19 protein-coding genes are annotated in these 24049 nt (G+C 44.0%); 16 read left to right on the plus strand and 3 right to left on the minus strand.

Annotated elements, in window-relative coordinates:
* The first annotated feature begins 75 nt into the window (after window positions 1–75).
* Together O3Q51_01105 and O3Q51_01110 are read left to right on the plus strand one after the other, a co-directional pair.
* A complete protein-coding gene (locus O3Q51_01105; protein MCZ4407388.1) occupies window positions 76–1464 on the plus strand; it encodes a pitrilysin family protein in 1389 nt (462 codons plus the stop codon).
* 23 nt (window positions 1465–1487) lie between these two features.
* Window positions 1488–2813: a pitrilysin family protein gene (locus tag O3Q51_01110; protein MCZ4407389.1), complete on the plus strand. Its 1326-nt coding sequence runs from the start codon at window positions 1488–1490 to the stop codon at window positions 2811–2813.
* Between the two features lie 52 nt (window positions 2814–2865).
* On the opposite strand, the gene O3Q51_01115 is transcribed toward O3Q51_01110, so the two are convergent.
* Window positions 2866–3987 (minus strand): hypothetical protein, encoded by a 1122-nt coding sequence (locus O3Q51_01115; protein ID MCZ4407390.1) that lies wholly within the window; start codon window positions 3985–3987, stop codon window positions 2866–2868.
* 131 nt (window positions 3988–4118) lie between these two features.
* On the opposite strand from O3Q51_01115, the gene O3Q51_01120 reads away from it, so the two are divergent.
* The 12 genes from O3Q51_01120 to O3Q51_01175 all read left to right on the plus strand — a co-directional run bounded on the left by O3Q51_01120 (window position 4119) and on the right by O3Q51_01175 (window position 19729).
* The gene (locus O3Q51_01120; GenBank protein ID MCZ4407391.1) at window positions 4119–4838 is read left to right on the plus strand and encodes a Crp/Fnr family transcriptional regulator; all 720 of its coding nucleotides are present in this window, start codon (window positions 4119–4121) and stop codon (window positions 4836–4838) included.
* A gap of 96 nt (window positions 4839–4934) precedes the next feature.
* Window positions 4935–5675, plus strand: a complete 741-nt coding sequence (locus O3Q51_01125) for a hypothetical protein (protein ID MCZ4407392.1) — start codon at window positions 4935–4937, stop codon at window positions 5673–5675.
* Complete coding sequence (locus tag O3Q51_01130; GenBank protein MCZ4407393.1) at window positions 5675–8101, plus strand: heavy metal translocating P-type ATPase metal-binding domain-containing protein; 2427 nt, start codon at window positions 5675–5677, stop codon at window positions 8099–8101. The genes O3Q51_01125 and O3Q51_01130 overlap by 1 nt, the downstream gene beginning before the upstream one ends.
* A gap of 90 nt (window positions 8102–8191) precedes the next feature.
* Window positions 8192–8365 (plus strand): cbb3-type cytochrome oxidase assembly protein CcoS, encoded by a 174-nt coding sequence (gene ccoS, locus O3Q51_01135; GenBank protein ID MCZ4407394.1) that lies wholly within the window; start codon window positions 8192–8194, stop codon window positions 8363–8365.
* A gap of 8 nt (window positions 8366–8373) precedes the next feature.
* Window positions 8374–10509, plus strand: a complete 2136-nt coding sequence (ccoN, locus tag O3Q51_01140) for a cytochrome-c oxidase, cbb3-type subunit I (GenBank protein ID MCZ4407395.1) — start codon at window positions 8374–8376, stop codon at window positions 10507–10509.
* Between the two features lie 2 nt (window positions 10510–10511).
* The gene (locus tag O3Q51_01145; GenBank protein MCZ4407396.1) at window positions 10512–10718 is read left to right on the plus strand and encodes a CcoQ/FixQ family Cbb3-type cytochrome c oxidase assembly chaperone; all 207 of its coding nucleotides are present in this window, start codon (window positions 10512–10514) and stop codon (window positions 10716–10718) included.
* Window positions 10711–11898, plus strand: coding sequence for a c-type cytochrome (locus O3Q51_01150; protein ID MCZ4407397.1), 1188 nt, complete (start codon window positions 10711–10713; stop codon window positions 11896–11898). The genes O3Q51_01145 and O3Q51_01150 overlap by 8 nt, the downstream gene beginning before the upstream one ends.
* Window positions 11898–13307: a cytochrome c oxidase accessory protein CcoG gene (ccoG, locus tag O3Q51_01155; protein MCZ4407398.1), complete on the plus strand. Its 1410-nt coding sequence runs from the start codon at window positions 11898–11900 to the stop codon at window positions 13305–13307. Before O3Q51_01150 ends, ccoG begins: the two co-directional genes overlap by 1 nt.
* Window positions 13308–13317: 10 nt before the next feature.
* Window positions 13318–13752, plus strand: coding sequence for a FixH family protein (locus O3Q51_01160; protein ID MCZ4407399.1), 435 nt, complete (start codon window positions 13318–13320; stop codon window positions 13750–13752).
* Window positions 13749–14441, plus strand: a complete 693-nt coding sequence (locus O3Q51_01165; GenBank protein MCZ4407400.1) for a sulfite exporter TauE/SafE family protein — start codon at window positions 13749–13751, stop codon at window positions 14439–14441. The genes O3Q51_01160 and O3Q51_01165 overlap by 4 nt, the downstream gene beginning before the upstream one ends.
* Window positions 14438–15796 (plus strand): oxygen-independent coproporphyrinogen III oxidase, encoded by a 1359-nt coding sequence (gene hemN / locus O3Q51_01170; protein MCZ4407401.1) that lies wholly within the window; start codon window positions 14438–14440, stop codon window positions 15794–15796. The genes O3Q51_01165 and hemN overlap by 4 nt, the downstream gene beginning before the upstream one ends.
* Window positions 15797–15877: 81 nt before the next feature.
* Window positions 15878–19729, plus strand: a complete 3852-nt coding sequence (locus tag O3Q51_01175; protein MCZ4407402.1) for a PKD domain-containing protein — start codon at window positions 15878–15880, stop codon at window positions 19727–19729.
* Window positions 19730–19799: 70 nt separating this feature from the next.
* Here O3Q51_01175 and lpdA read toward each other — a convergent pair whose 3' ends face one another.
* Window positions 19800–21188, minus strand: a complete 1389-nt coding sequence (lpdA, locus tag O3Q51_01180) for a dihydrolipoyl dehydrogenase (GenBank protein MCZ4407403.1) — start codon at window positions 21186–21188, stop codon at window positions 19800–19802.
* Between the two features lie 55 nt (window positions 21189–21243).
* On the opposite strand from lpdA, the gene O3Q51_01185 reads away from it, so the two are divergent.
* On the plus strand, window positions 21244–23016 hold the full coding sequence (locus O3Q51_01185) for a hypothetical protein (protein MCZ4407404.1): 1773 nt from the start codon (window positions 21244–21246) through the stop codon (window positions 23014–23016).
* Window positions 23017–23064: 48 nt separating this feature from the next.
* On the plus strand, window positions 23065–23583 hold the full coding sequence (locus O3Q51_01190; protein MCZ4407405.1) for a hypothetical protein: 519 nt from the start codon (window positions 23065–23067) through the stop codon (window positions 23581–23583).
* Between the two features lie 86 nt (window positions 23584–23669).
* Here the strand turns inward: O3Q51_01190 and O3Q51_01195 are convergent, their stop codons facing one another.
* Window positions 23670–24044 carry a RidA family protein gene (locus tag O3Q51_01195; protein ID MCZ4407406.1) on the minus strand — a complete coding sequence of 125 codons (375 nt, stop codon included), beginning with the start codon at window positions 24042–24044 and terminating at the stop codon, window positions 23670–23672.
* Between the last annotated feature and the right edge of the window lie 5 nt (window positions 24045–24049).

Consider the following 24049-nt stretch of genomic DNA (forward strand, 5'->3'; position numbering starts at 1 on the left):
AAACCCATGGGCGGTATTTTTTGACTCCTTCGATCTTCTATCTTTACCAATTGTTCATTTTAACAAAAACCACGAATGAAAATCCAAAAAATTAGAATTGCAGCCATTTTGTTGTTTGGTGCAGGTTTACTCTCGCTTTCGAAAGTTTCCGCCCAAAACGAGATGCCCGAAAACTTTTATTTCGATACACTGGATAATGGTCTTGAATTACTTGTGATTGAAGATCCGAGTGTACCTCTTGTCACTATTGAAATAGCCGTTCACAATGGAGCCTACACTGAAAGCCCTGAATACGATGGACTCTCCCACTTGTACGAGCACATGTTTTTTAAAGCGAACAAGAATATTCCCTCACAGGAGAAGTTCTTGGAGCGCGTGAATGAGTTAGGGATTTCCTTCAACGGAACCACGAGTGATGAGCGAGTGAATTACTACTGTACACTTAGCAGCACTAAGCTGGAAGAAGGTCTAGAGTTTATGAATAACGCCATACGCTATCCGCTGTTTTTGGAAGAGGAGATGAAAAATGAGAATCCCGTTGTAGACGGAGAATTCCAAAGAGCTGAATCGAATCCTGTATTTTTCTTAATGAATGATGTGAACCGTGCTATGTGGGGAGAGAACTACAGCCGAAAAAACACCATTGGGGATCACGACATTATCTTGACGGCCACGCCTGAAAAAATGCGCACCATTCAACAGAAATACTACTATCCGAACAATACGTTGCTGGTAGTAGCAGGTGCAGTGGATCGAGACCGCGTATCGAAAATGGTCATGAAACAATTTGGAGACTGGAAGCCTAGTGACTTTGAGATCTTTGAGAAGTATCCAATTCCCGAATTTGAGCCATTGACCGAATCAAAAACGGTGGTTACCGTAAACGAAAATGCACAGGTTCCGATTATGATGATTCAGCAATTCGGACCAAAATCGATGGAAGACATAGAAGCAACCTATGCTGCCGATGTATTCCATACTATACTTTCACTTCCTTCTAGCAGGTTCCAAAAAAATCTGGTTGAATCAGGTTTGGCATACCAGGCCGGTAGCTCATACCAAACCTTGAAGCACGTCGGGCCGATCACGACCTTTTTCGTTCCGAATCCACAGCAAATCACTGAAGCTATAGCAGCTCTCGAAGCCGAAGTTGCTGCATGGGATTCTGACGATTATTTCACCGATGAGCAAATAGCAGCGGCAAAGAACCAATTATTGATACAAGATGTATACGGTCGCGAAAGCACTTCTAACTTCGTTCACTCCATTACATTTTGGTGGGCATCTGCTACAATTGATTACTACTTGGGTTACATTGACAATTTGCAGAAAGTAACGCGAGATGATATGAAAGTGTACGTTAAGAAGTACATCCACGGAAACCCGAACATAACGGGTATTCTGGTATCACCGGCTATGAAAGAGTCGATGGATATCAGCAGTATCAAACCCATTTCAATGTAACAACCATGTTAAAGACGAATAGAATGTTTACAAGAACCTTATTTATTGTGTTGGCCATGGCAGTTTCGTGGACGACAAATGGACAAACCGCACCTGAAACAACTCAGCTGGAGGCGTCAGGAATTAAAATAATTGCCCGCGAATCAGTTAAGGGTACAGTTAGTATGCGCACTTTTATAAGAGGAGGCGTCAACAATTATGATGCGGAAAAACAAGGTGTTGAGGAGCTAATGTTATCCATGATTGCTGAGGGAGGACCTGCGTCTACTTCAAAAATGGAGTACCAGCAACAACTGGAATCAATTGGAGCCCGAATTTCTGCCAGCACAGGCTACGATTATGGAAATATTTCACTTAGCTGTATCAAGGAGTACTTTTATGATGCTGCTGATATCTACCTAGAGGCCATATCGAACCCTGCATTTCGACAGGAAGATTTTGACCTGATTAAGAATAGAATGATCACGAATGCCAAACAGGCCAAGACAAATCCTGATGCGCATTTAATGGATTTAGCCATGGCAAGCACGTGGGAAGGAACTGATTACGCTAAGAAACCTTCGGGAACGTTGGAATCTCTCGAATCGCTCAGTTTAGTTCTTGTCAAGAAATACTATGCTTCAGTCTTTTGTAAGCAAAATGTTTTCATGGTACTTGTAGGAGATGTTCCTCACGGAAAAGTGAGTTCAATGATAGAAAATAGCGCAGTATCTAAATTGGCTGAAGGCAAAAAAGCCAATTGGTTTGTAGCAGAAGATGGTGTTAAATCAGGACTGACTGTAGAAGACCGCAATATAGAAACGAACTATATCACCGGCGTATTTAGCGCTCCGAAGAAAGGAACGGAGGAATCGATACACAATTCCTTGGCCATGCGAATTTTAGGAATGCGATTCTTTGAAGAGCTTCGCACCAAGAGAAGCCTATCTTACGCGCCGTCGGCCAGATCTACGGGGTATATAGCAAGGCCGATGAATCAAGTCTACATTTCTACTACAGACCCCGAACAAAGCTTGGAGGTAATGATTGACTTGGTTAATTCTGTTCGGACTGAAGGTTATGAGGAAAAGGAATTGGAAGGTACGAAACAGTCGTTTTTGACCAATTACTATATGGGGCAAGAAACGAATTCATCCATTAGTATGTCTTTGGGTGTAAATGAGATTCAAGGTAGCTGGAAAAATATGGATAGGTTCACAGACCGAGTGTTAAACACTTCTCTTGAAGATATCAACACGGTGATAAGCACCTATGGGGAAGAAATAAACTGGACATATCTCGGTAAAGAAGAAATGGTGAAGCCCAAATACTTTAAGCAGCCGGTCAAGCCAAAGAAGGTTAAGAAATAAAACCTTGGAACTAAGCTCAAATTTGAACGCCCTCTATCCCGAGGGCGTTTTTTTATTTCTGACCAGTCATTATGGAATTCGAGTAAGGAAACTTTACTTCTGAATAATTTGGCAGAGCTTTTATTTTCAATGCCAATTCTTTCGCTTCAGTTTTCTCTCCTCCTCTCCAAAGAAGAATTACTTTGAGATCGGCATTTTCCAAATTTGAATCGGTGAGCTCCTCAGAAAACCACCCTGATGCTTCTCCCAGAATACCTTCTTCATTCGAATAATTTAAAAGTATCTGAGCCATTTCAGTCAGAGTTTGCTGAGGAAGTAGTCCGTTTGCATTAATTTCATTTCCCAGTTTCAAGTAGGCATTCCAGTTGCCTGTGAGTTGATAGAAATAGGATTTGTATTTAAAGGTGTACTCAAATTCATCTTGTCCAAATGCGAGTTCTGCTTTTGCAATCATAGACTCGAATTGACTTTCCACTCCCGATCGCACTGAAGCTTTCATTTGGTCGAAAAAGAACTTGTCTAGTTTATCGTAGACCTCCTCTTTCCCAAAAAGCCCAATTAACGTGTCTCGCTCCAAAATGATTTGGTTTATCATCTCATCCTTCAAATGGAAACGCAGAGCAACTGCCCAAACCATTTCGTCTTGAAGTTTTGGATTCGATTGAAAAAACAGACTCAATACCTCATCATAGGGTTGACTTTGAGCAGAGCGATGAAATGACTGTTCAAAGAACTTGGGATAGTCGAGGTCGAAAGTGAGTGGCGATTTACCTCTCGGAAGAGTATCAAAAGGGAGTTGAAGTTCCCGCATTTCTTCTACTTCAATTGGCAATTCGTAGATTCTTCGGAGCAGTTGCCCGGAGTTATCTAAGACCAGTATTGCCGGAAGCTTGTTGATTCGGTGTTTCATTGAGATCACTTTTCCAAAATCACTTCCGGAGTCTACCATGCCTATTGGATAAAGAAATATCGAGTTAAGCTTTTCAAGGTAGTTCACATTTTCTGCCAAAAGGCACTTTCCGCATCTGCCATCACTCAAAATAATTAGGACTACTTCATCTTTTGGAATTGACGACAAAAAATGAACAAATTCGGGAATAGAGTCAATCCGTTCTTGTGCTTTTGAAGAAAAGGACAGCAATAGCAGTGTCGTGCACACAAAAACTTTTTGCATCAGACTTGATTGAATAAATCGAAGAAACTGCCAAACGTACACGGTCAAAGCCTATTTTTGTTTAAAAATTTCTGTAATATTATCCTCATAGAAATTCATTGCGGGAAGAACGAAGAAGAACAGTTAAATATATGGCAAGTTCCAGAACATCCACCCATACATCATTGGCATGTGAGTTTTGCCAATCGCATCATAGATCACTATTTGGTTCACTCACTGAGAGTGAATTGAAAAATGTTGACGCCGGAAAAACCTGTACAAAATACAAAAAGGGTCAAGTACTGTTTCATGAAGGTACCAGACCACTTGGGGTTTTTTGTGTGAGCAGAGGGAGAATCAAAGTGTACCGGTTGGGAATTGACGGAAAGGAGCAGATTATTAAAATCTCAGCTTCAGGAGATTTATTGGGATATAAGGCCCTCCTTTCTGACCAGCACTATAACCTATCTGCCGAAGCACTAGACGATTGCGTGGTTTGCTTTGTTCCCAAAGAGGACTTCCTGGAGCTGTTAAAGCCTGGAGGGAAATTTTACACTGACATCTTAAAAGCCGTTTGCGAAGAAAATGGAGTAATGGCTTCAAAAATGACGGAAATGGCCCAGAGAAGCGTACGTCAAAGAGCTGCGCTGAGTCTTTTAATGCTGAAGGATACTTACGGTATCGAGCACGAACTAGAAGGTGAAATCGAAATTAACCTTACGCGAGAGGACCTTGCCAACATTGTTGGAACCGCCACTGAGTCGCTTATTCGATTGCTCAATGAATTCAAGAAAGAAAATCTTATTGAGACTCAAGGTCGAAAAATTCGGATACTGGATCCAAAAGGTCTCTTGCTCGCATCCAAACGTTGAGCAATCCTGATATTTATCATGTTTTGAACTGACTCAGGTCATAATACGGGCTATACAGAATGGCGACTTTCGTTATTGGTAAGTAATAGCCTGCTCATGACTGACAAAAAAATTCTATTAGCCTTATCCTCAAAATCTACCGGGAAGGGAATTATTCGCTTTGTGAATGGTTTCGTTGCAGGAGATAATGTGAGTATCCGGTTATGTATTCTTGATGATGAACCCGGAGAATTAATGGCTCACGAGGAGATTTTGGATGATATCAGCTCCATTTGTTTTTCAAAATCAATCCCATTGAGAATTGACCATTTGATTAACGGCAATCAAGATCGTTTATTCAGTATGGCGGCCTTCTCCGATCTTTTAGTAGTAGAGAAATCAGTTCTTCAATTTCTGGCTATCGGCCATGATTTCCCTGCTAATTCTTGTGCGTCCATTGCAGTTCCGGAAGAGTTTAACAGCATCTCAAACATTCTACTTATCACAGATGGGTCTCGACAGTCTATCCAAGGGGTGAAACAATTTTTTCAGATTTTCCCAAAACTTACCGGTAATCCTGATGTCAATTGGCTCGCGATCGAAAGTGGAGAGAAAAATCTCAGTTCTGAAGAAGAAAGACTCTTGTTGGATTATCTGACTCAATACAGTAAAAATGTGGGTGTGCTAAAAGTAGAAGAACCGATTACAGGCAAGCTTCTTAAGCCGATACGGTATGACGACCATACAATTGTCGTAAGCAATATCAATTATCTTCTTTCGAAATACGGTGAGGATGAGGCTTTCAAACCATTTTTCGATAACCAAAGCACACTGTTTTTCCCCGCAATGACTGCCTGATGAAGCGTAGAGAAGTAAGAGAAAAGGTTGCCTGTTTTCACTGTGGTGACCCCTGTGAGTCAGATCATGTTCGATTTCAAGAAAAGGATTTTTGCTGCCATGGCTGCAAAAGCGTTTATGAGCTGCTGCAATCCTGCGATTTAGAAGGGTATTATGACTACGCTGATAATCCCGGAATTAAGACCCTAAAAGCTCCTGCCTCTGAGAAGTTTGCCTATCTGAATGACGAAAGTATTCAGATGAAAATTCTATCCTTCAAAAGTGAAAAACTTGCTAAAGTTTCATTGAAATTACCCGCCATGCATTGTGCAAGCTGTATCTGGCTGATCGAAAACTTTCGCAAGCTAGTGCCCGGAGTCATCGAGTCGCGTGTGAATTTCGTCAAGCGCGAAGCCGCTTTCACTTACGATCCTCAAATCGTTTCACTGCGCAGGCTGGTTGAGCAACTCGCCGCCATTGGGTATGAGCCTGAGCTAAATTTAGAAACTACCTCTGAGAAAAAGACAAATCGTGGCAATTTTAAGCTCATCACACAAATCGGCGTGGCCGGTTTTTGCTTCGGAAATATCATGCTGCTCAGCTTCCCCGAGTATCTCGCGATTGGCGAAGAGCTGGCCATTCAGTACCGATCGTTTTTTGGGTACTTGAATTTTGCGTTAGCTCTTCCGGTGCTGTTTTACTCGGCCAGCGATTATCTGCTCTCAGCTTGGAGAGCTGTGGTAAGGAAGGTTATCAATATGGATGTTCCCATTTCCATGGGTATTCTGGCGATTTTCTTGAGAAGTACCTATGAAATCTTCTTAGAAGGAGGGGGTGGCTACATGGACAGTCTTTCGGCTTTGGTCTTTTTTCTCCTTGTCGGGAAATGGTTCCAACAAAAGACGTACGATAGTCTCTCCTTTGAGCGAGACTTCAAATCCTATTTTCCAATTTCAGTTCAGTTGGTTGACGCCGATGGAGAGAGGTCAATCGGAATTGAACACATTAAGCAAGGAGATCAGTTTCGTGTGAGAAGCGGAGAACTCATTCCGGTAGATTCTATTCTCGTTGAGGGAGATGCCCATCTCGACTACAGTTTTGTGAGTGGCGAAAGCGAAGCCGTAGAGGTTCAAAGTGGAGAGGCCCTATATGCAGGAGGTCGGCAGACGGGAGCTTCCATCGTGCTTAAAGCAACCAAATCGGTTGATCAGAGCTACTTAACAGGTTTATGGAATTCTGATGGAAATCAAAAAAAAGAACACGAGCTGGAGAGTTTTGCCGATCGGGTGGGGAAGGTCTTTACCTATGTAATCGTGTTCATCGCTCTTTCAGCTGGTTTATTTTGGATGGTTTTCGACCCGAGTTTGGTTTTGAATGCCGTTAGTGCCGTCTTAATCGTAGCCTGTCCTTGTGCATTGGCATTAAGTTTTCCATTTGCCTATGGCAATGCCATACGACTGGCAGGTCGAAAAGGCCTCTATCTTAAGAATGCAGCCGCCTTGGGTCGTATGGCCGAAGTTAGTCACATCGTCTTTGACAAGACGGGAACTTTAACCCGTGGCTCTGATTCAAAAGTTGAAATCGAGGCATCGGAGTTCACCCTACTCGACAAGGCGATAGCAGCAGCCATGGCTGCTCAGTCCGGCCACCCCTTGAGCCGGATGATTGCCCAATCTTTAAAAGCTTCAGATCAAACTCTTCCGAAGATTTTAAACTTCACGGAAGTGAAGGGAAAAGGTCTTCAAGCCGAATTTGCCGGAGATCATTACCGGTTGGGTTCTGCTGACTTTACAGGGTATAATGTCTCTGATAGAAAGGCCATGAATGCTAGTGCGGTCTATTTCAGCCGAAACGGCAAAACCGTAGCCAACTTCTCTATTCAGAAAGAGTATCGATCCAATTTGAATCGCCTGATCAAAAACTTAAAAAAGTTCTATTCACTTTATTTACTCAGTGGCGACAATGACTCGGAAAAGGAGCGGATGCAAGAAATTTTTAATCAGAAAAACGGCCTGCTTTTTAATCAACTTCCCCATCAGAAGCGAGAGTTTGTTGCGAAGCTTCGCCGACAAGGCGCTGTAACTGCCATGATCGGCGATGGACTCAATGATGCAGCAGCTCTAAAAGAAAGCGATCTGGGCATTTCCGTAGCAGATGATGTATTCCGCTTTGCACCAGCTTCAGATGCTATTCTCTCCTCTGCGGGATTTCATCACCTACCGGAATTCTTTGACTATTCAAAAGAGGTATTAAAGACGGTTCGACTCAGCTTTGCTTTGTCTTTCCTTTACAATGGTATCGGCTTGTTCTTTGCCGTTCAGGGAGTTCTGACTCCTGTGATCGCCGCGATATTGATGCCGATCAGTTCAATTACCGTAGTGGGTTTTGTCACTTTAAGAACCACTTTATTGTATCGAAAAAAATTCACTCAAAAATTCACTGAGTAAAAACTGATAAAAGTCAGTTTAAGTTATGACGCACATCATAAAAATCAGAAGCCACATGCGCTTCATTTGTATCGCCCAAAAATAAATTCAATGGAAGCACTTTTTTTACTCATCGGAATCAGCTTGGTAGTGGCGATCGTTTTCTTAGTCTCCTTTCTCTGGGCAGTGAAGTCCAAGCAATACGATGATGACTTTACCCCTTCGGTAAGGATGCTCTTCGACTCAGAAACAAAATCAGGTTCAAACGATAATACTTCAAATTAAGACGAGATATGAAGCTTGAAAAGTTTTACTACGATAATCAAATCGTTAAGCTCTTTGCCTACGCTACCATACTTTGGGCAGTCGTAGGAATGTTGGTCGGCTTATATGCCGCTTTTTCTTTGGTTTACCCGGGGCTCTCAATGGGAATCGAGTACACCACTTTTGGTAGGATAAGACCTCTCCATACCAATGCCATCATTTTTGCATTCGTGGGTAATGGAATTTTTACCGGGGTTTACTATTCCCTCCAGCGCTTGCTCAAAGCGAGAATGTGGAGCGATAAGCTTTCCAAGATCAACTTCTGGGGTTGGCAGCTTATTATCGTTGCCGCGGCCATCAGTCTGCCCCTTGGTCTTACCACCTCAAAAGAATATGCCGAACTAGAATGGCCAATTGACATCGCCATTGCCTTGATCTGGGTTGTTTTCGGTTGGAACATGATGATGACCATCATCAAGCGTCGCGAAAGACACCTCTACGTGGCCATCTGGTTCTATATCGCCACATTCGTTACGGTAGCGGTTTTGCATATTGTTAACTCTTTTGAACTTCCAATTTCTTTCATGAAATCCTACTCTTGGTACGCAGGAGTTCAGGATGCCTTGGTGCAATGGTGGTACGGTCACAATGCCGTAGCTTTCTTCTTAACTACTCCGTATCTGGGACTGATGTATTACTTCATTCCCAAAGCTGCAAATCGACCTGTCTACTCTTACCGACTGTCCATCATTCACTTCTGGGCCTTAATTTTCCTATACATCTGGGCGGGTCCTCACCACTTGCTCTATACTTCGCTTCCCGATTGGGCGCAAAGTTTAGGTACGGTATTTTCTATCATGCTTATCGCACCGAGTTGGGGTGGTATGCTCAACGGTCTTCTCACCTTGAGAGGTGCTTGGGATAAAGTGCGAGAAAATCCGGTATTGAAATTTATGGTGGTGGCCGTTACTGCTTATGGTATGTCCACTTTCGAAGGTCCGATGCTCTCTATCAAGAGTATCAATGCCATCAGTCACTTTACCGACTGGACCATTGCTCACGTTCATATCGGTGGCCTGGGATGGAATGGATTCCTCACTTTCGGTATGCTATACTGGCTGATACCAAAAATGTGGCAAACGAAACTTCACTCTATCAAGTTGGCCAACGTGCACTTCTGGTTGGGAACACTTGGTATTGTGTTCTACGCACTACCACTCTATTGGGCAGGATTTACTCAATGGGCTATGTGGCAAGAATTCAGCAAAGATGGATTCTTGGTTTATGGTAACTTCCTTGAAACGGTAACGCAGATCTTGCCCATGTACTTCATGAGAGCAATCGGTGGAACCCTATACTTGACTGGTACAATCGTAATGATTTATAACCTCAGAGTTACGATCAAACAAGGTAGCTTCCAGAAAGAAGAAGCGGCAGAAGCTCCTGCACTTGAAGGCGAGTACACAGGTCCTAAAGAACACTGGCATCGTCCGATTGAGCGCAAGCCTGTTCAGCTTTTAATTCTTTCTCTTGTCGTTATTTTGATTGGTGGTGCAATAGAAATGGTTCCGACTTTCTTGGTGAAATCCAATATCCCTACTATTTCTTCTGTGAAACCCTACACTCCGCTCGAATTGCACGGTAGAGATGTATACATCCAAGAAGGATGTAACAACTGCCACTCGCAGATGGTCCGTCCGTTCAGGTACGAAACCGAGCGCTATGGAGAGTATTCCAAAGCAGGAGAATTCGTTTACGATCACCCGTTCCTATGGGGCTCGAAACGAACAGGTCCCGACCTTCATCGAGTGGGAGGAAAGTATCCTGACTCTTGGCATTACAATCACATGATTGAGCCGGATAGAATGTCGCCAAACTCGATTATGCCTGTCTATGGTTTCTTAATAGACCATAATGTTGATACGTCTACCACGGTGGCCAAGATTAATGCCATGCGAACATTGGGAGTTCCTTATCCTGAAGGTTACGAGCTTATCGCCAACGATGACGTTAAGGCGCAGCAAATGCAAATTGTGGAAAGCTTGCGAGGTGATGAAATAGAAGCTGATCCGAATACGGAATTGGTTGCCCTTATTGCTTACCTGCAAAGGCTGGGTACGGATATCGCGATGGCAGACGAATCAAAAACCGCTGAAAAACAATAATCATGTTGAAATTCATAAAACACACCATGGATACGATAGTGGGAATAGAGATTTTCCCCATCATTTCCTTCTTGATTTTCTTCAGCTTCTTCATCGGTCTATTGATTTACGTGAAGCGCCTGAGTAAATCTCATGTAGAGACAATGGGAGCGCTTCCTTTCGAATCCGAAGAAAACAGTTCAACATCAAAACCGAATTCCAATGACTAAGAAAAAAAATGTATTGATGGCTGCAGCGGTACTTTTGACTTCATTGCCCGTGGCTGCCGCAGAACCCGAATCAGGTTTTTCAAGTCTAATGGAAGGACCCAATATGGCTCTCGCGATCATAGCAGTTATTCAATTGATTGCAATCATAAGTGTAGGAGGTATTATCAAACGCTTGACGCGAAACACGGATTACTTCGTAAAGCTCAAGCAGCTTAAAGAGAATACAGGAGCGAAAGCAGTCATCTTATTGATGGGCTTTATGGGATTGGCTTCGATAGTCAATGCACAGGAAGAAGCCGTTCGCGCCGAGCCGCCCACTTTCCCTGAGTTTTTTCAAGATGCAAATACCTTGCTTCTGCTCATTGTCAATATTGTGTTGCTATTGGCATTTCTCTACATGACCAAGCTGTTGAAAAACACAGTAGCCATGTTAATGCCCGATTTGGAAAAAGCGCCTGAAGAGGAGACTGTTGTTGAACCAAGCAAAGTGATGCATGTCCTTACTGATGCTGTGCCTGTTGAGAGAGAGCATGAAGTAATGATGGACCATGAATACGATGGTATTCGCGAGTTGGACAACAACCTTCCACCATGGTGGGTATGGATGTTCTATGCCACCATCGCATTTGGGTTTGTATACTTGGTTTATTACCACGTTTTGCCTTACGGACTTACCCAAGAGGAAGAATACTTGGCAGAGGTGCAGCAGGCTGAAGAAGCCCATGAGGCCTATTTGGCTGCCGCCAAAAACTTGGTAGACGAAAACAATGTGGAGTTTCTTGCCGATGCCTCTGATTTGAAAGCGGGCAAAGGAATCTTTACCGAAAAGTGCCAGCAATGCCATGCCGCTGATGGTGGTGGAGGAGTAGGTCCAAACCTTACCGATCCATACTGGATTCACGGAGGTTCGATACAAGATATCTTCAAGACGGTTAAGTACGGAGTTCCTACCAAAGGGATGATTTCTTGGGAGTCTCAACTCAGACCGATTGAAATGGCTCAAGTAGCCAGCTACATCAAAACACTTGAAGGAACGACTCCCGCAGCTCCGAAGGATCCGCAAGGAGAATTATGGACCGCACCCGGTGAAAATGCCGCCCCTGCAGATTCTACCGATCAAGCCAGCCCGGAAGTTGAAGAAGAAACTAGTGAAGAAGAGGCCCAAACGGCCGCACTTTAATGGAAGTAGAAAAAGTATATCAAGAGAAGAGTTTCCGAGATAGCATCGGAACCATCGATGAAGAGGGAAAGAGAAAATGGCTCTTTCCCAAAAAACCTGCGGGATATTTTACCAAATGGAGAACATGGGTCAGCTACGTTTTGCTGGCCTTTTTGTTCCTCGCACCCTTTGTCAGAATTAGCGGTCAGCCGCTGCTTCAGTTCAATTTATTAGAGCGAAAGTTTATCATCTTTGGTCAGATATTCTGGCCGCAAGATTTTCACCTGTTTGTTTTGGCCATGATCACCCTGGTCATATTCATCACCCTTTTCACGGTCGTTTACGGACGATTGTTTTGTGGTTGGGTTTGCCCCCAAACGATTTTTATGGAACACGTTTTCCGTAAAATTGAGTACGCCATCGATGGAACGTGGAAGGAGCAAATGCGTCTCAAGAAGTCGGGATGGACAAAAGAGAAAATATGGAAGCGCACGTTGAAACACGTCATCTTCTTTGCCATATCCTTTTTGATTGCCAATACATTCTTGGCCTATATCATCGGGAGTGATGCCTTGATCGATATCATCACCGAACCCGTTACCGCTCACGTTGGCGGACTGGCGGCTATCACTGTTTTTTCAGGAGTCTTTTACGGTGTTTTCGCCTTTTTCAGAGAGCAAGTTTGCATTGCAGTTTGTCCTTATGGAAGGCTTCAAGGAGCAATGCTCGATCGTCAATCCGTTGTGGTAGCATACGATTATGGAAGAGGAGAAACGCGCGGTAAGATTCGAAAGAATGAAGAGCGAAGCGAAGTGGGCAAAGGCGACTGTATCGATTGCGGCCACTGTGTGCATGTTTGTCCTACAGGAATTGATATCAGAAACGGAACACAACTGGAGTGCATCAACTGTACTGCTTGTATTGATGCCTGCGACGAAATGATGGAGGCGGTAAATTTGCCGAAAGGCTTAATCCGCTACACCAGCGAAGAGCAAATCGCCACAGGGAAACCATTTAAGTTTTCTACTCGAGCCAAAGCTTACACCGCCTTGCTCGCAGTATTGGTAGCGGTGGTGGTCACTCTTCTGGCCACGCGCACCGAGGTTGAAGCGATCATTCTCAGAACACCGGGGATGCTCTACCAAACCAACGATGATGGAACGATCAGCAACCTTTACAGCTACAAGATTATCAATAAAACCAACTTCGATCTTGAATTGAAAATCGAGCCATTGGAAGAGGGATTCAACATCAGCATGATTGGCGATGCGCCCAGCGTAGCGATGCAAGAAGTTGCTGAGGGCGCCTTTTTTCTGAGTGCCGACCCTGATATGTTTGATAAAGGAAAGGTAGAGACGAAGGTGGCAATCTACGACCAAAACGGCGAATTGCTCGAGAAGATTAAAATGAGAATAATGGGACCACTTTAAATAAAGAACTATGAATTGGGGACATAAAATTGCCATTGTTTATGGGCTGTTTGTAGCCTTCATGATCGGGATGCTCATCATGAGCATGAACTACGACAATGATTTAGTGACTGAAGATTACTACGCCAAAGAGCTGGCTTATCAAGATAAGATTGACGCCGGGCAGAACTTGGCCCAAGCTGATTTTGATGTGGAGGTCAAAATGGTCGATGGGAAGTTAAAACTGCTTTTCGACCGTTTGCCCGCAGTTCACACTGTATCGGGAGAAGTGAAGTTTTACAAGCCCGATAACGAAAAAATGGATGAGACCCATCCGATTATTATGGAAGCCAATTCCAACGAGATGGAAATTTCATCTAAGGGAAAACAAGGCCGATATAAGGTTCAGGTGACCTTTGAATTGGAAGGAAAGAGCTTTTATAAAGAACAAGAATTGGTGCTATGATATTTCTACCGGCATTGGGATTGGGCTTCGCGGGAAGTTTGCACTGCGTTGGCATGTGCGGACCCATTGCTATGGCTATTCCTGTCGGTAATGGCTCTCCGGCCTCTCAATTCGGTAATTATTTCCTTTATCACTTTGGTAGGATCTCTTCCTACGCCCTGCTCGGATTTCTTTTCGGAACCATGGGATACGGCCTCAATCTCGCGGGAATCCAACAAGGATTGTCTCTTGCGGTAGGACTATTCATGGTGGCGTTTATTTGGTTGCCCAAACTTTTCTATGGAATGGGTAGCGGAGTGACCCGACTGCAGTCAAAGGTGACGGGGTTCATGGCCAAACGACTAAAGACCAATCGCCCCGGAGCACTGCTTGGTTTGGGGTTCTTCAACGGACTTTTGCCTTGTGGCTTTGTCTATCTCGCTTTAGCAGGAGCCTTGGTAAGTTACAATCCCATTGAGGGAGCAGTCTTTATGGCGCTCTTCGGATTGGGAACCACGCCTGCCTTGCTTGCGGTTGCTTTTTCGGGTCGAAAATTTGGTAGCTTATTCAAAGCGAGATTTCGAAAGTTAGCCCCCGTTCTGGCTACCGTTGTGGCTTTACTTTTCATTTTGCGTGGACTAGGCCTCGGAATTCCTTACGTGAGTCCTGAATTAGGAACGACCGTTCAAACAACTAACGCTTGTCAATAATGGAGCGATTAATTGAAAAATACAACGTTGCGGTTCCGAGATATACGAGTTACCCGACAGTACCCAATTGGAATACAGAATCCTTTAGCAAGAAGGCTTACCTCGATTTGATCCAAACAGATTTCGCGAAAGCCAATCAAGCCGGATTGTCGCTGTATATTCATTTGCCTTATTGCGAAAGCCTCTGTACCTATTGCGGATGCAATACGCGAATAACAGTTAATCATGCTGTGGAGGCGCCGTATATCGATGCCCTCATTGCTGAATGGACCCAGTATCTAGAGATTTTTGGAAACAAACCAAAAATCCGAGAGATCCACCTTGGAGGTGGAACACCTACCTTTTTTGCTCCTTCTGAATTGAAGCGACTAATAAAAGCCATTTTTGCGAAAGCCGAAATATCAGAAGATGCCTCCTTCAGCTTTGAAGCTCATCCATCAAACACCACCGAAGAGCATCTATCCGTTCTTGCTTCAATCGGGTTTGATCGTTTGAGCTTAGGCGTTCAGGATTTTGACCCGAAAGTTCAAGAAGCCATTAATCGCCGCCAAACTCCCGAAGATGTTGAGCGTGTGACTGATCAAGCCAGAAAGCTGGGCTACCGCTCCGTGAATTTCGACTTGGTTTATGGATTGCCTTTTCAAACTGAAGTAGGAGTAATGAATGCGGTGGATGAGGTTATTCGTCTTAGGCCCGATCGTATCGCTTTTTACAGCTACGCTCACGTTCCTTGGAAACGACCCGGTCAGCGCGCATACGATGAAAACGATTTGCCGCAAGGTGAAGAAAAGCTCAACCTTTTTGTGAAGGGGCGGGAGCGATTGATGGAAGCGGGATATGTCCCTATTGGATTTGACCACTTTGCTTTACCACAAGATTCATTGTACCGTGCCTACGAGAACGGCACAATGCACCGAAACTTTATGGGTTACACCGATTTGAGAACAGATTTTCTCATCGGTCTTGGCGTAAGCTCTATTAGTGATGTCGGGACAGCTTTTGCTCAAAATGCAAAGTCTGTAGAGGGATACATTGAACAGGTCCAAAGCGGAGAACTTCCCATTGTCAAAGGCCATCTGCTTGAAGAGATGGAGTCAATAATCAGAGGCCATATCTTAAATCTAACTTGCAAGCATAAGACTTCTTGGGCATCTGCACCACAATTAGAGCAATCGTATATGAGAAACTGCTTGCGCAAGCTCGATGAAGCAGAAGTGGATGGCTTAGTGGAAAGAACCTTTGATCAAATTAAAATGACCGAACTAGGAAAACTTTTTGTTCGGAACATCTGTGCAGCATTTGATAAAGACTATCAGGGTGACACAGTATTGAAAAAGTATTCGATGGGAGTGTAAGTTTTATCTCTTGCCTCTTCCTCAGGCAACAGCTTAAAACTTTTTTCGTCTAATGAGTGACCACTCATTAAACCCCAGTAGATGAAATTCTCATTTCCCCTTGCCAAAGTATTAGCCTTCTTTGCTTTTTTTGCAATAGCGATTCAAGCCTTTTCCGATCATCATCCCACTCCATTCGTATTAAATGCAGGTCAGTGGGACGCACCTTTTAACTACAAAGCCGAGTTTAATAACTTGAGTGTTTTCGCAGAACCTGAAGGATTCACCTTTTTGGCAAAAGAGAGCATCGAGCACCATGATCATGGCGATCTTGATCACGAGCATCATATCCCTGATATGATCAATGTCCATGCATTCAGTCTGAAATTTGAAGGGGCTGAGCAAATCGTTTTTGAAGGAGAAGGCCGTCTGGATTCGTACTACAACTATTTCTTGGGTAAAAACAAAGAAAATTGGAAAGGTCACGTGCCTTTATTCAATTCGCTAAGCACAAATGACATCTATGATGGGATCAGGCTTAAAGTGATTTCTGAAGGAGGGAACTTCAAATATGACTACATAGTAGATGCCGGATCCTCCCCGTCGCAGATTGTCTTTAGCTATATAGGTCAGAATTCTTTAGAACTTGTGGACGGGAAGCTCAAATTGATCACCTCTGTAGGCGATTTTGTTGAGTCCATTCCTATAAGCTATCAGATAATAGATGGTGAAAGAAGGACCGTGAGGTGCAACTATATAGAAACTTCATCGGGAAGCTTCGCATTTGAATTTCCCGAAGGTTATGATGAGGGACACGAGCTTATTATTGACCCGGTATTAGTAGCAGCTACCCTTTCAGGTACAGGTGGTTCATCCAGTAATTTTGGGCATGGTGCTGCTTTTGATTTGGCTGGAAATATTTATACTCACGCTATCTCATTTAATTCTGATTACCCCGTCACTATGGGTGCTTTTCAGGAGGTTTATGGAGGCGGAGGAACGGATGTGGTAATAAGTAAGTTGACACCGGATGGGACGGATCTGATCTTTGCAACTTTTGTAGGTGGTTCGGGGAGCGACTCGCCTTTTTCCACCATCGTTAATGCCAATCAAGAGATATATATCTATGGTCGGACAGACTCAGAAAACTTCCCAACTAGTCCGGGTGCAATTCAAGAAGCCTATGGTGGTTCAGGAGACATTTTTGTCACAGGATTAAGCTTGGATGGATCTGAGTTAGTTGGCTCAACTTATTTGGGAGGAAATGCCGCAGATGGAAGTAACGTTATTTTTGGTGCAGGATATGATGCATTGCGAGGCGAGATTAATCTCAACTTTAACGGAGAAGTGTTCATTTCGAGTTCCAGTTCTTCAGCTAATTTCCCTACAACTGACGGGTCGTTACAGCCTATAAAAAAGGAAGGACAAGATGCTGTAGTGGTAAAGATGAGTGCTGGGTTAGATGAGCTTGTTTGGTCGACTTTCGTCGGGTCTGATGGGAATGACATGGCTTATGGAGTCCGCATGAGAGATGACCAAACGGTGTATATCGCAGGTGCTGTTTCAGGTTCTAATGATGAGGCCAATGAGTTGGAAACTACTGCCGGAGCATATCAAGAAGAATATGCAGGGGGCGATAGTGATGGTTTTGTGGCTCGCCTGTCTGCCGATGGCTCAGAGATGGTGGAATGTACTTTTTTGGGGTTAGCCAATAATGACATTCTTTACTTCTTGGACCTGGATAGTAATAACGATGTTTGGGTTTATACCTATTCAACTAGTACATGGGAAACAACCGATGGTGTGTGGGGAACTTCACAATCAACTTTGCTGGTGAACAAGCTCAGCTCCGACCTCAGTGAACTTGAGATAACCAGTTATGTAACCAACCAAGGTAGTGCCTCAGGAAACCCTGTTGCTTTCATGGTTGATTTATGCAACGGTGTTTACATAAGTGCGTTTGGAGTTACGAATGATTTTATCGCTTCCGAGGATGCTTTATTTAGTACGGGAGGTTTTTATGTCGGTGTTTTTGAGCCTGACATGGAAGGCCTTATTTATGGAACCTACTATACGGGCACGCATGTCGATGGCGGTACAAGTAGGTTTGATACCCAAGGCATCGTTTATCAAGGAGTTTGCAGTGGAGGTGGCTTCAACACCACGGATGATGCATGGGCTACCGGACAAAGTACAGGATGGGATATTGGGGTCTTTAAAATAGATTTTGAAATTGAAACGGTGAATGCGGTCGCCAGTGCGGCGGGTCAACTAACCGGCTGCGCTCCACACACCGTTACCTTTGATAATTTTAGTGAGGGTGAGAGTTATTTGTGGGATTTTGGAAATGGAGATCAAAGCGAAGATTACGAGCCGGTTTACGTTTATGAAGAAGAGGGAGAGTATCTCGTAACTCTGGTTGTTATTGATTCGGCCACATGCAATATTTCGGATACTTTGTTCATACCATTTCAAGTATTTGAACCTGTAGAGTTCTTTGCTGATTTTGATTATTCCATCGATTGCTTAACGGGTATTATCGAAATTACCGATGCTTCTCAAGGTCCTGCAGATCTGGAGTATACTTGGGATATGGGTGATGGAACATCTTATACGGAAGTGAACCCCACTCACACCTATGACGAACCAGGGGAGTACACTCTGACGCTTACACTTGAAAGCGACGCATGTAATCAAGAAATAATCGAAGAGGTGATTGTCGTCTACTCTCCATTCGTGACTGCTGATTTTAACGTACAAGTCATTGAGTTTTGTGACGAATTTCTAATTGGAATAGCAGATAACTCATCCAATGCCGAGGACTATATTTGGGATATGGGTGATGGTACGACACTTTCAAATCCCGGCAGCTTTGAATACAATTATGAAGAGTCCGGTACTTATGACATTCAACTCATCGTATCAAACGAGACGACCTGCGATGGAATAGATAGTGTAACATTTTCTATTGAGGTTCCCGAGCCTCCTGTTCTGGATCCGCAAGTTACCCTGACTCAACAAGGGTTATGCGAAGATCTCAATGTCTTTGGAGTCCTGGAGCCAAACGGTCCTTTAGGAACTGTAAGTTGGACAATCAATGATGAAGAAATCGGTACAGAGCCCGTTTTGGAATGGCAAGCTCCTTCTGCGGGTTCTTATAATTTCGTAATCACGCTAACCGATGCCGTCTGTGATGATGTTTACATAGTGGAAGAGCCATTCGATATTTTTGAAAACCTTGGGTATACACTGCCGCCGTCCTCGTTTTTGTGCTATTATGAAGATGATCTGATTCTAGATGCCACCGTGCCTTATCCCGATGCTGAGTATATTTGGAACGGGGGCGAATCCTTGGAACCTACTTTTACCGTTACCGACGAAGGAGAGTTCACAGTCCAAGTATTTTTTAATGGATGTGAAGATCAGCAAACTGCAGAAGTGAGCATTGGCCAAGAAGTTCCCTTAAACTTTGAAGCGAGTATATGCGAGGATCAATCCAATATTGTCACCATGCCTGAGAATCAATACTTGGATCAGATTTTATGGGATGATGGTCAAACAGGGTTTGCCGTAGAAGTTTTTAATTCGGGCTATTATGCCTTCACGGCAATTGATATAGTGGGTTGTGATCAAGTTGATAGCCTCTTTGCTATTCCTTTGGATGATGATCCAAACCTTCAAATACCAAATATTTTTACGCCTAATGGTGATGGGTTCAATGATACTTGGCAAATCACAGGTGATCCTTTGGTCTATTTTGATCTCTCAATTTTCAATAGATGGGGACGAGAGGTTTTTAAAACAAACGAAATTTACGCCCCATGGGAAGGTCAAAATGACGAAGGCTCAGGCAACGACCACAACGATGATACCTTCATCTACATTTTGAAATACCGCGACCAATGCGATTTGGAGAATTTAGTTGAAACGGGAGACCTGAAACTATTACGCTAGAAATTAATTGTTAAACAGAAAAAAGGCTGTCCCATAAGGACAGCCTTTTTTGATTTGATTTAAAGAGTTCTTACAAGTGAATAACCTCGTCGTAAGCCGCCGCAGCTGCTTCCATAATTGCTTCACTCATGGTAGGGTGAGGGTGAACTGTCTTGATGATCTCGTGACCGGTCGTCTCTAATTTTCTAATTGAAACGAGCTCGGCTACCATTTCCGTTACATTGTTCCCGATCATGTGTCCACCAAGTAGTTCCCCGTATTTCGCGTCGAAAATCAATTTTACAAAACCGTCGCTTTGACCTCCTGCTTTTGCTTTTCCTGAAGCTGAAAATGGAAACTTACCTACTTTGATTTCGTGACCGGCCTCTTTAGCCGCAGCCTCAGTCATACCCACGCTAGCCACTTCCGGAGAGCAGTATGTACAGCCGGGAATATTGTTGTAGTCGATTGGCTGAACATTTTCACCTTTGATTTTTTCTACACAAAGAATTCCTTCGGCACTGGCCACGTGTGCCAGAGCAGGACCGGGGACGCAATCTCCAATGGCGTAATAGCCGGGGATGTTTGTCTTGTAGAATTCATCCACTTGAATGAAGCCGCGGTCTGTAGCGATACCGACATCTTCCAAACCGATGTTTTCGGTATTTGGCGTAACACCCACAGCGCTGAGCACAACATCGCATTCGATGATCTCTTCACCTTTTTTGGTTTTCACCTTAACCTTGCAGCCTGCTCCTTTGGTATCAACGGATTCAACCGCTGCTCCCGTCATAATTTTGATACCGTTTTTCTTAAAAGTACGAGCCAATTGCTTGGACACTTCTTCATCTTCACGAGGAACGATGTTGTCCAAGTATTCAACGATGGTTACTTCTGTACCAATCGCATTGTAGAAATAAGCGAATTCGCAGCCGATGGCTCCACTGCCCATCACAACCATTTTCTTCGGTTGCTTTTCCATGCTCATCGCCTTGCGGTACTCAATGATTTTTTTGCCGTCAACTTTTACATTGGGTAATTCCTTGGCTCGAGCTCCTGTCGAGATGATGATGTGATCAGCCTCGTAAGTAGTCGTTTTACCGTCTTTATCGGTAACATCCAGCTTCTTTCCTGTTTTTACTTTTCCCTCGCCCATGATCACATCGATCTTGTTCTTCTTCATAAGGAAAGTTACTCCTTTGCTCATTCCATCAGCTACTCCGCGGCTTCGGCTGATCATACCGGGGAAGTCAACTTTTGGCTCATTGACCGTGATTCCATAGTCTGAGGCATGGGTCATGTATTCAAAAACATTGGCGCTTTTCAAAAGTGCTTTTGTAGGGATGCATCCCCAGTTCAGGCAGATTCCACCAAGCGATTCACGTTCTACTACCGCTGTTTTGAATCCGAGTTGGCTCGCACGAATGGCTGCTACATATCCACCGGGGCCACTACCTAATACTATGATATCGTATTTCATAATGAGAAATTTTCGCTGTCAAATTGAGGGGCAAAAATAGAAAACAAAATGGTCAATGCCCCGATGCACGAATGGAACTTCAATGATGAAAATTTCATCAATCAATTACCTTTATCCGAATATGATCCGGTATAGCATAAGTAGCATCGACCAATTGCCTTATCACCTGCAGGTGAAAGTGGTATTTCAAGCCAAAGAAAACCTGGTTAAAGCCGTCATTCCCTTCTGGCGACCGGGGAGATATGAGCGGGGAATTTTCCCCAAAAACTTCATTGGCCTCAAGGCTGAAGCCAAAGGGGCAGAGCTGCAAACCGAAAAGATTCAGGGAAACCTCATGAATGTTCATGCAGAGGCAGGAGATACTGTTACTATTTCCTATTTGCTGTATTCCCGTGAGCTCACTGCGGGAAATACCTATGTAGATGATGAATTGCTGCTTATAAATCCTGTCAATGCTTGCCTCTACATCGAAGGGCTGGAAAACGAACCGTGTGAATTAAAACTGACGATTCCCGAAAAGTGGGCAGTATCGACTGCTCTCGAAAGGCTGAGTGATTCGACTTATCGCGCTCGTGATATGCAGCATCTTATGGACACGCCGATTATGGCTGCCGCTAATGTTGATGTTTTGCAATACGAGGTGGAAGGGGTTCCCTACTTTATTCATCTCATCGGTGGATACGTTGGTTCAGATCACCAGCTTGTAGAAGACTTTAAAGCATTTACCAGGCGGCAGATCAAAGTATTCGGAAGTATTCCCGTGAAGGAATACCACTTTTTAATTATCCTGATGCCTCACCGTGCATATCATGGCGTAGAACACGAGAATAGCACCGTAATCATTCTTGGGCCTTCGGGAAATCTTGGTGAGCGCTCTCTCTATAAAGAATTGCTCGGTGTTTCTTCTCACGAGCTCTACCATACTTGGAACATCAAGTACATCCGTCCGGCAGATTGGACTCCATATGATTTCACCCAACCCGATTATTCTCGAATGGGTTACGTCGCCGAAGGGGTGACTACCTATATGGGCGATGTGATGCTTTGGCAATCAGGCTTTTTTTCTGACGAAGAATACATGAATGAATTGGCTCTTTTACTGAAAAGGCACAATGACAACGACGGACGTTTCAATCTTTCTTTGGCCGATTCTTCCATCGATACGTGGGTAGATGGGTATGGTCGCGGAACACCGAGGCGACGTGTGAGTATCTACGTCGAAGGAGCCTTGTTGGCTTTCGTATGCGATGCGTGGCTGCTCGAAGCCACAAACGGCGAAATGTCATTATCTACAGCTATGCAGCGGCTTTACAAAAAAGTTGATCCTGCAAAGGGATACAGCGAAGAAGAATACTGGTCGATCCTCTCCGAGATGGCTGATTGCAATTGGGAAGCTTTGCGCAATGACGTGGTCGATGGAAAGGGCCACTTGGAAAAATATGCCAAAGAAGCCATAGCGAAGTTGGGGCTCAACTTGGAGCAGAAATCTTCTGCCGATAAGTTGGAGCAGAAATTTGGTGTGAAGCTCCAAAAGGTCGGGTCTAAGCAAATGATATGGAATGTCTCGCCAAACTCTCCTGCTGAAACCGGCAGACTCTACTTTGACGATGAGGTGAAATTCATTAACGGTATAGAACCCGAAAAATTCCTTTCGGAAAACGAAAGACTGCCCGAAAAACTGCACCTGAACGTCGAATCCGGTTTTAGGAAAAAAACCATTGAGCTTGAAACTGATGGCGGTAAATACGGGTTTCAATTCACCATTGGGAAAGGTGACTCGTCACTTTTTGAAGCTTGGAAAGGAGTTCAGACAGCGAAAGAAGTATAGCAGATATCCACTTTTTTTGCATCTTCGCCTTAATCAAACCTCTATACCATGACAGACGAAACCATTGATCAATACGAAACTAACGTTGAAGCCCGACCGACATTCTTAACTGTTCTGTGCGTACTAACTTGGATAGTGTCGGGATACACTGTCTTAACCGTACCTTTCAATTACTTCTTCTCATCTGATGTCACTGCCTCCACTTTGCAGACCACCATCAATGACGCGATGTCTCAAATGGCTGAGGATACTCCTGAAGCTGCAGAAATGATGCAGGGGTTTATGATGGCTGCCAGTGATACTATTTCCAGCGCCATTGATAATGCGGGATTGATTGCTACCACGGATTTATTAGTTGCTATTCTCTCAGCTTTCGGAGCTTTCTTGATGTTTAAACTCCGTAAATCGGGCTTCTGGATTTACGTTTTGGCCAAAGTCTTAGGTTTGGCATCTATCTTAGTTCTTCTGGGAGTCAATATTCTTACCATGGGAGTGGTGTCAATCGCTGGATTCGTTGGTTTGATCATGGTTATCCTTTATGGCATCAACCGCAAACACATGAGTTGAGCTTCTTCTCGGAGGAATTCTCATTTTGAGTACTACTCATTTCTAGCCAAAGCCATTGGACCGACACAGCTAAAAGCTAACGGCTATTATCTAGCCGCTATCGCTGAAATTTCAACGCGTGCGCCCGCAGGGAGCTTACTTACTTCCACCGTTTCACGGGCAGGGTGGTGGCTCTTGAAGAAACTTGAGTAAACCTCATTGATCGCTTCGAATTCGTTCATATCCAAGATAAAGATCGAGCATTTGATGATGTGATCGTAATCGGAACCGGCAGCTTCTAGCACCGCCCCGAGGTTTCTCATCACTCGATGCGTTTCTTCGGCTATATTGTCATTGTCTATTTTTCCCGATTCGGGATCGAGAGCGACCTGTCCTGAAATATATATCGTGTTATCATGCACCACTGCCTGATTGTAGGGCCCTATCGGAGCAGGTGCCTTGTTGGTTTCGATGATTTCCATACTTT

The sequence above is a fragment of the Cryomorphaceae bacterium 1068 genome (assembly GCA_027214385.1).
Lineage (GTDB): Bacteria > Bacteroidota > Bacteroidia > Flavobacteriales_D > Cryomorphaceae > JAKVAV01.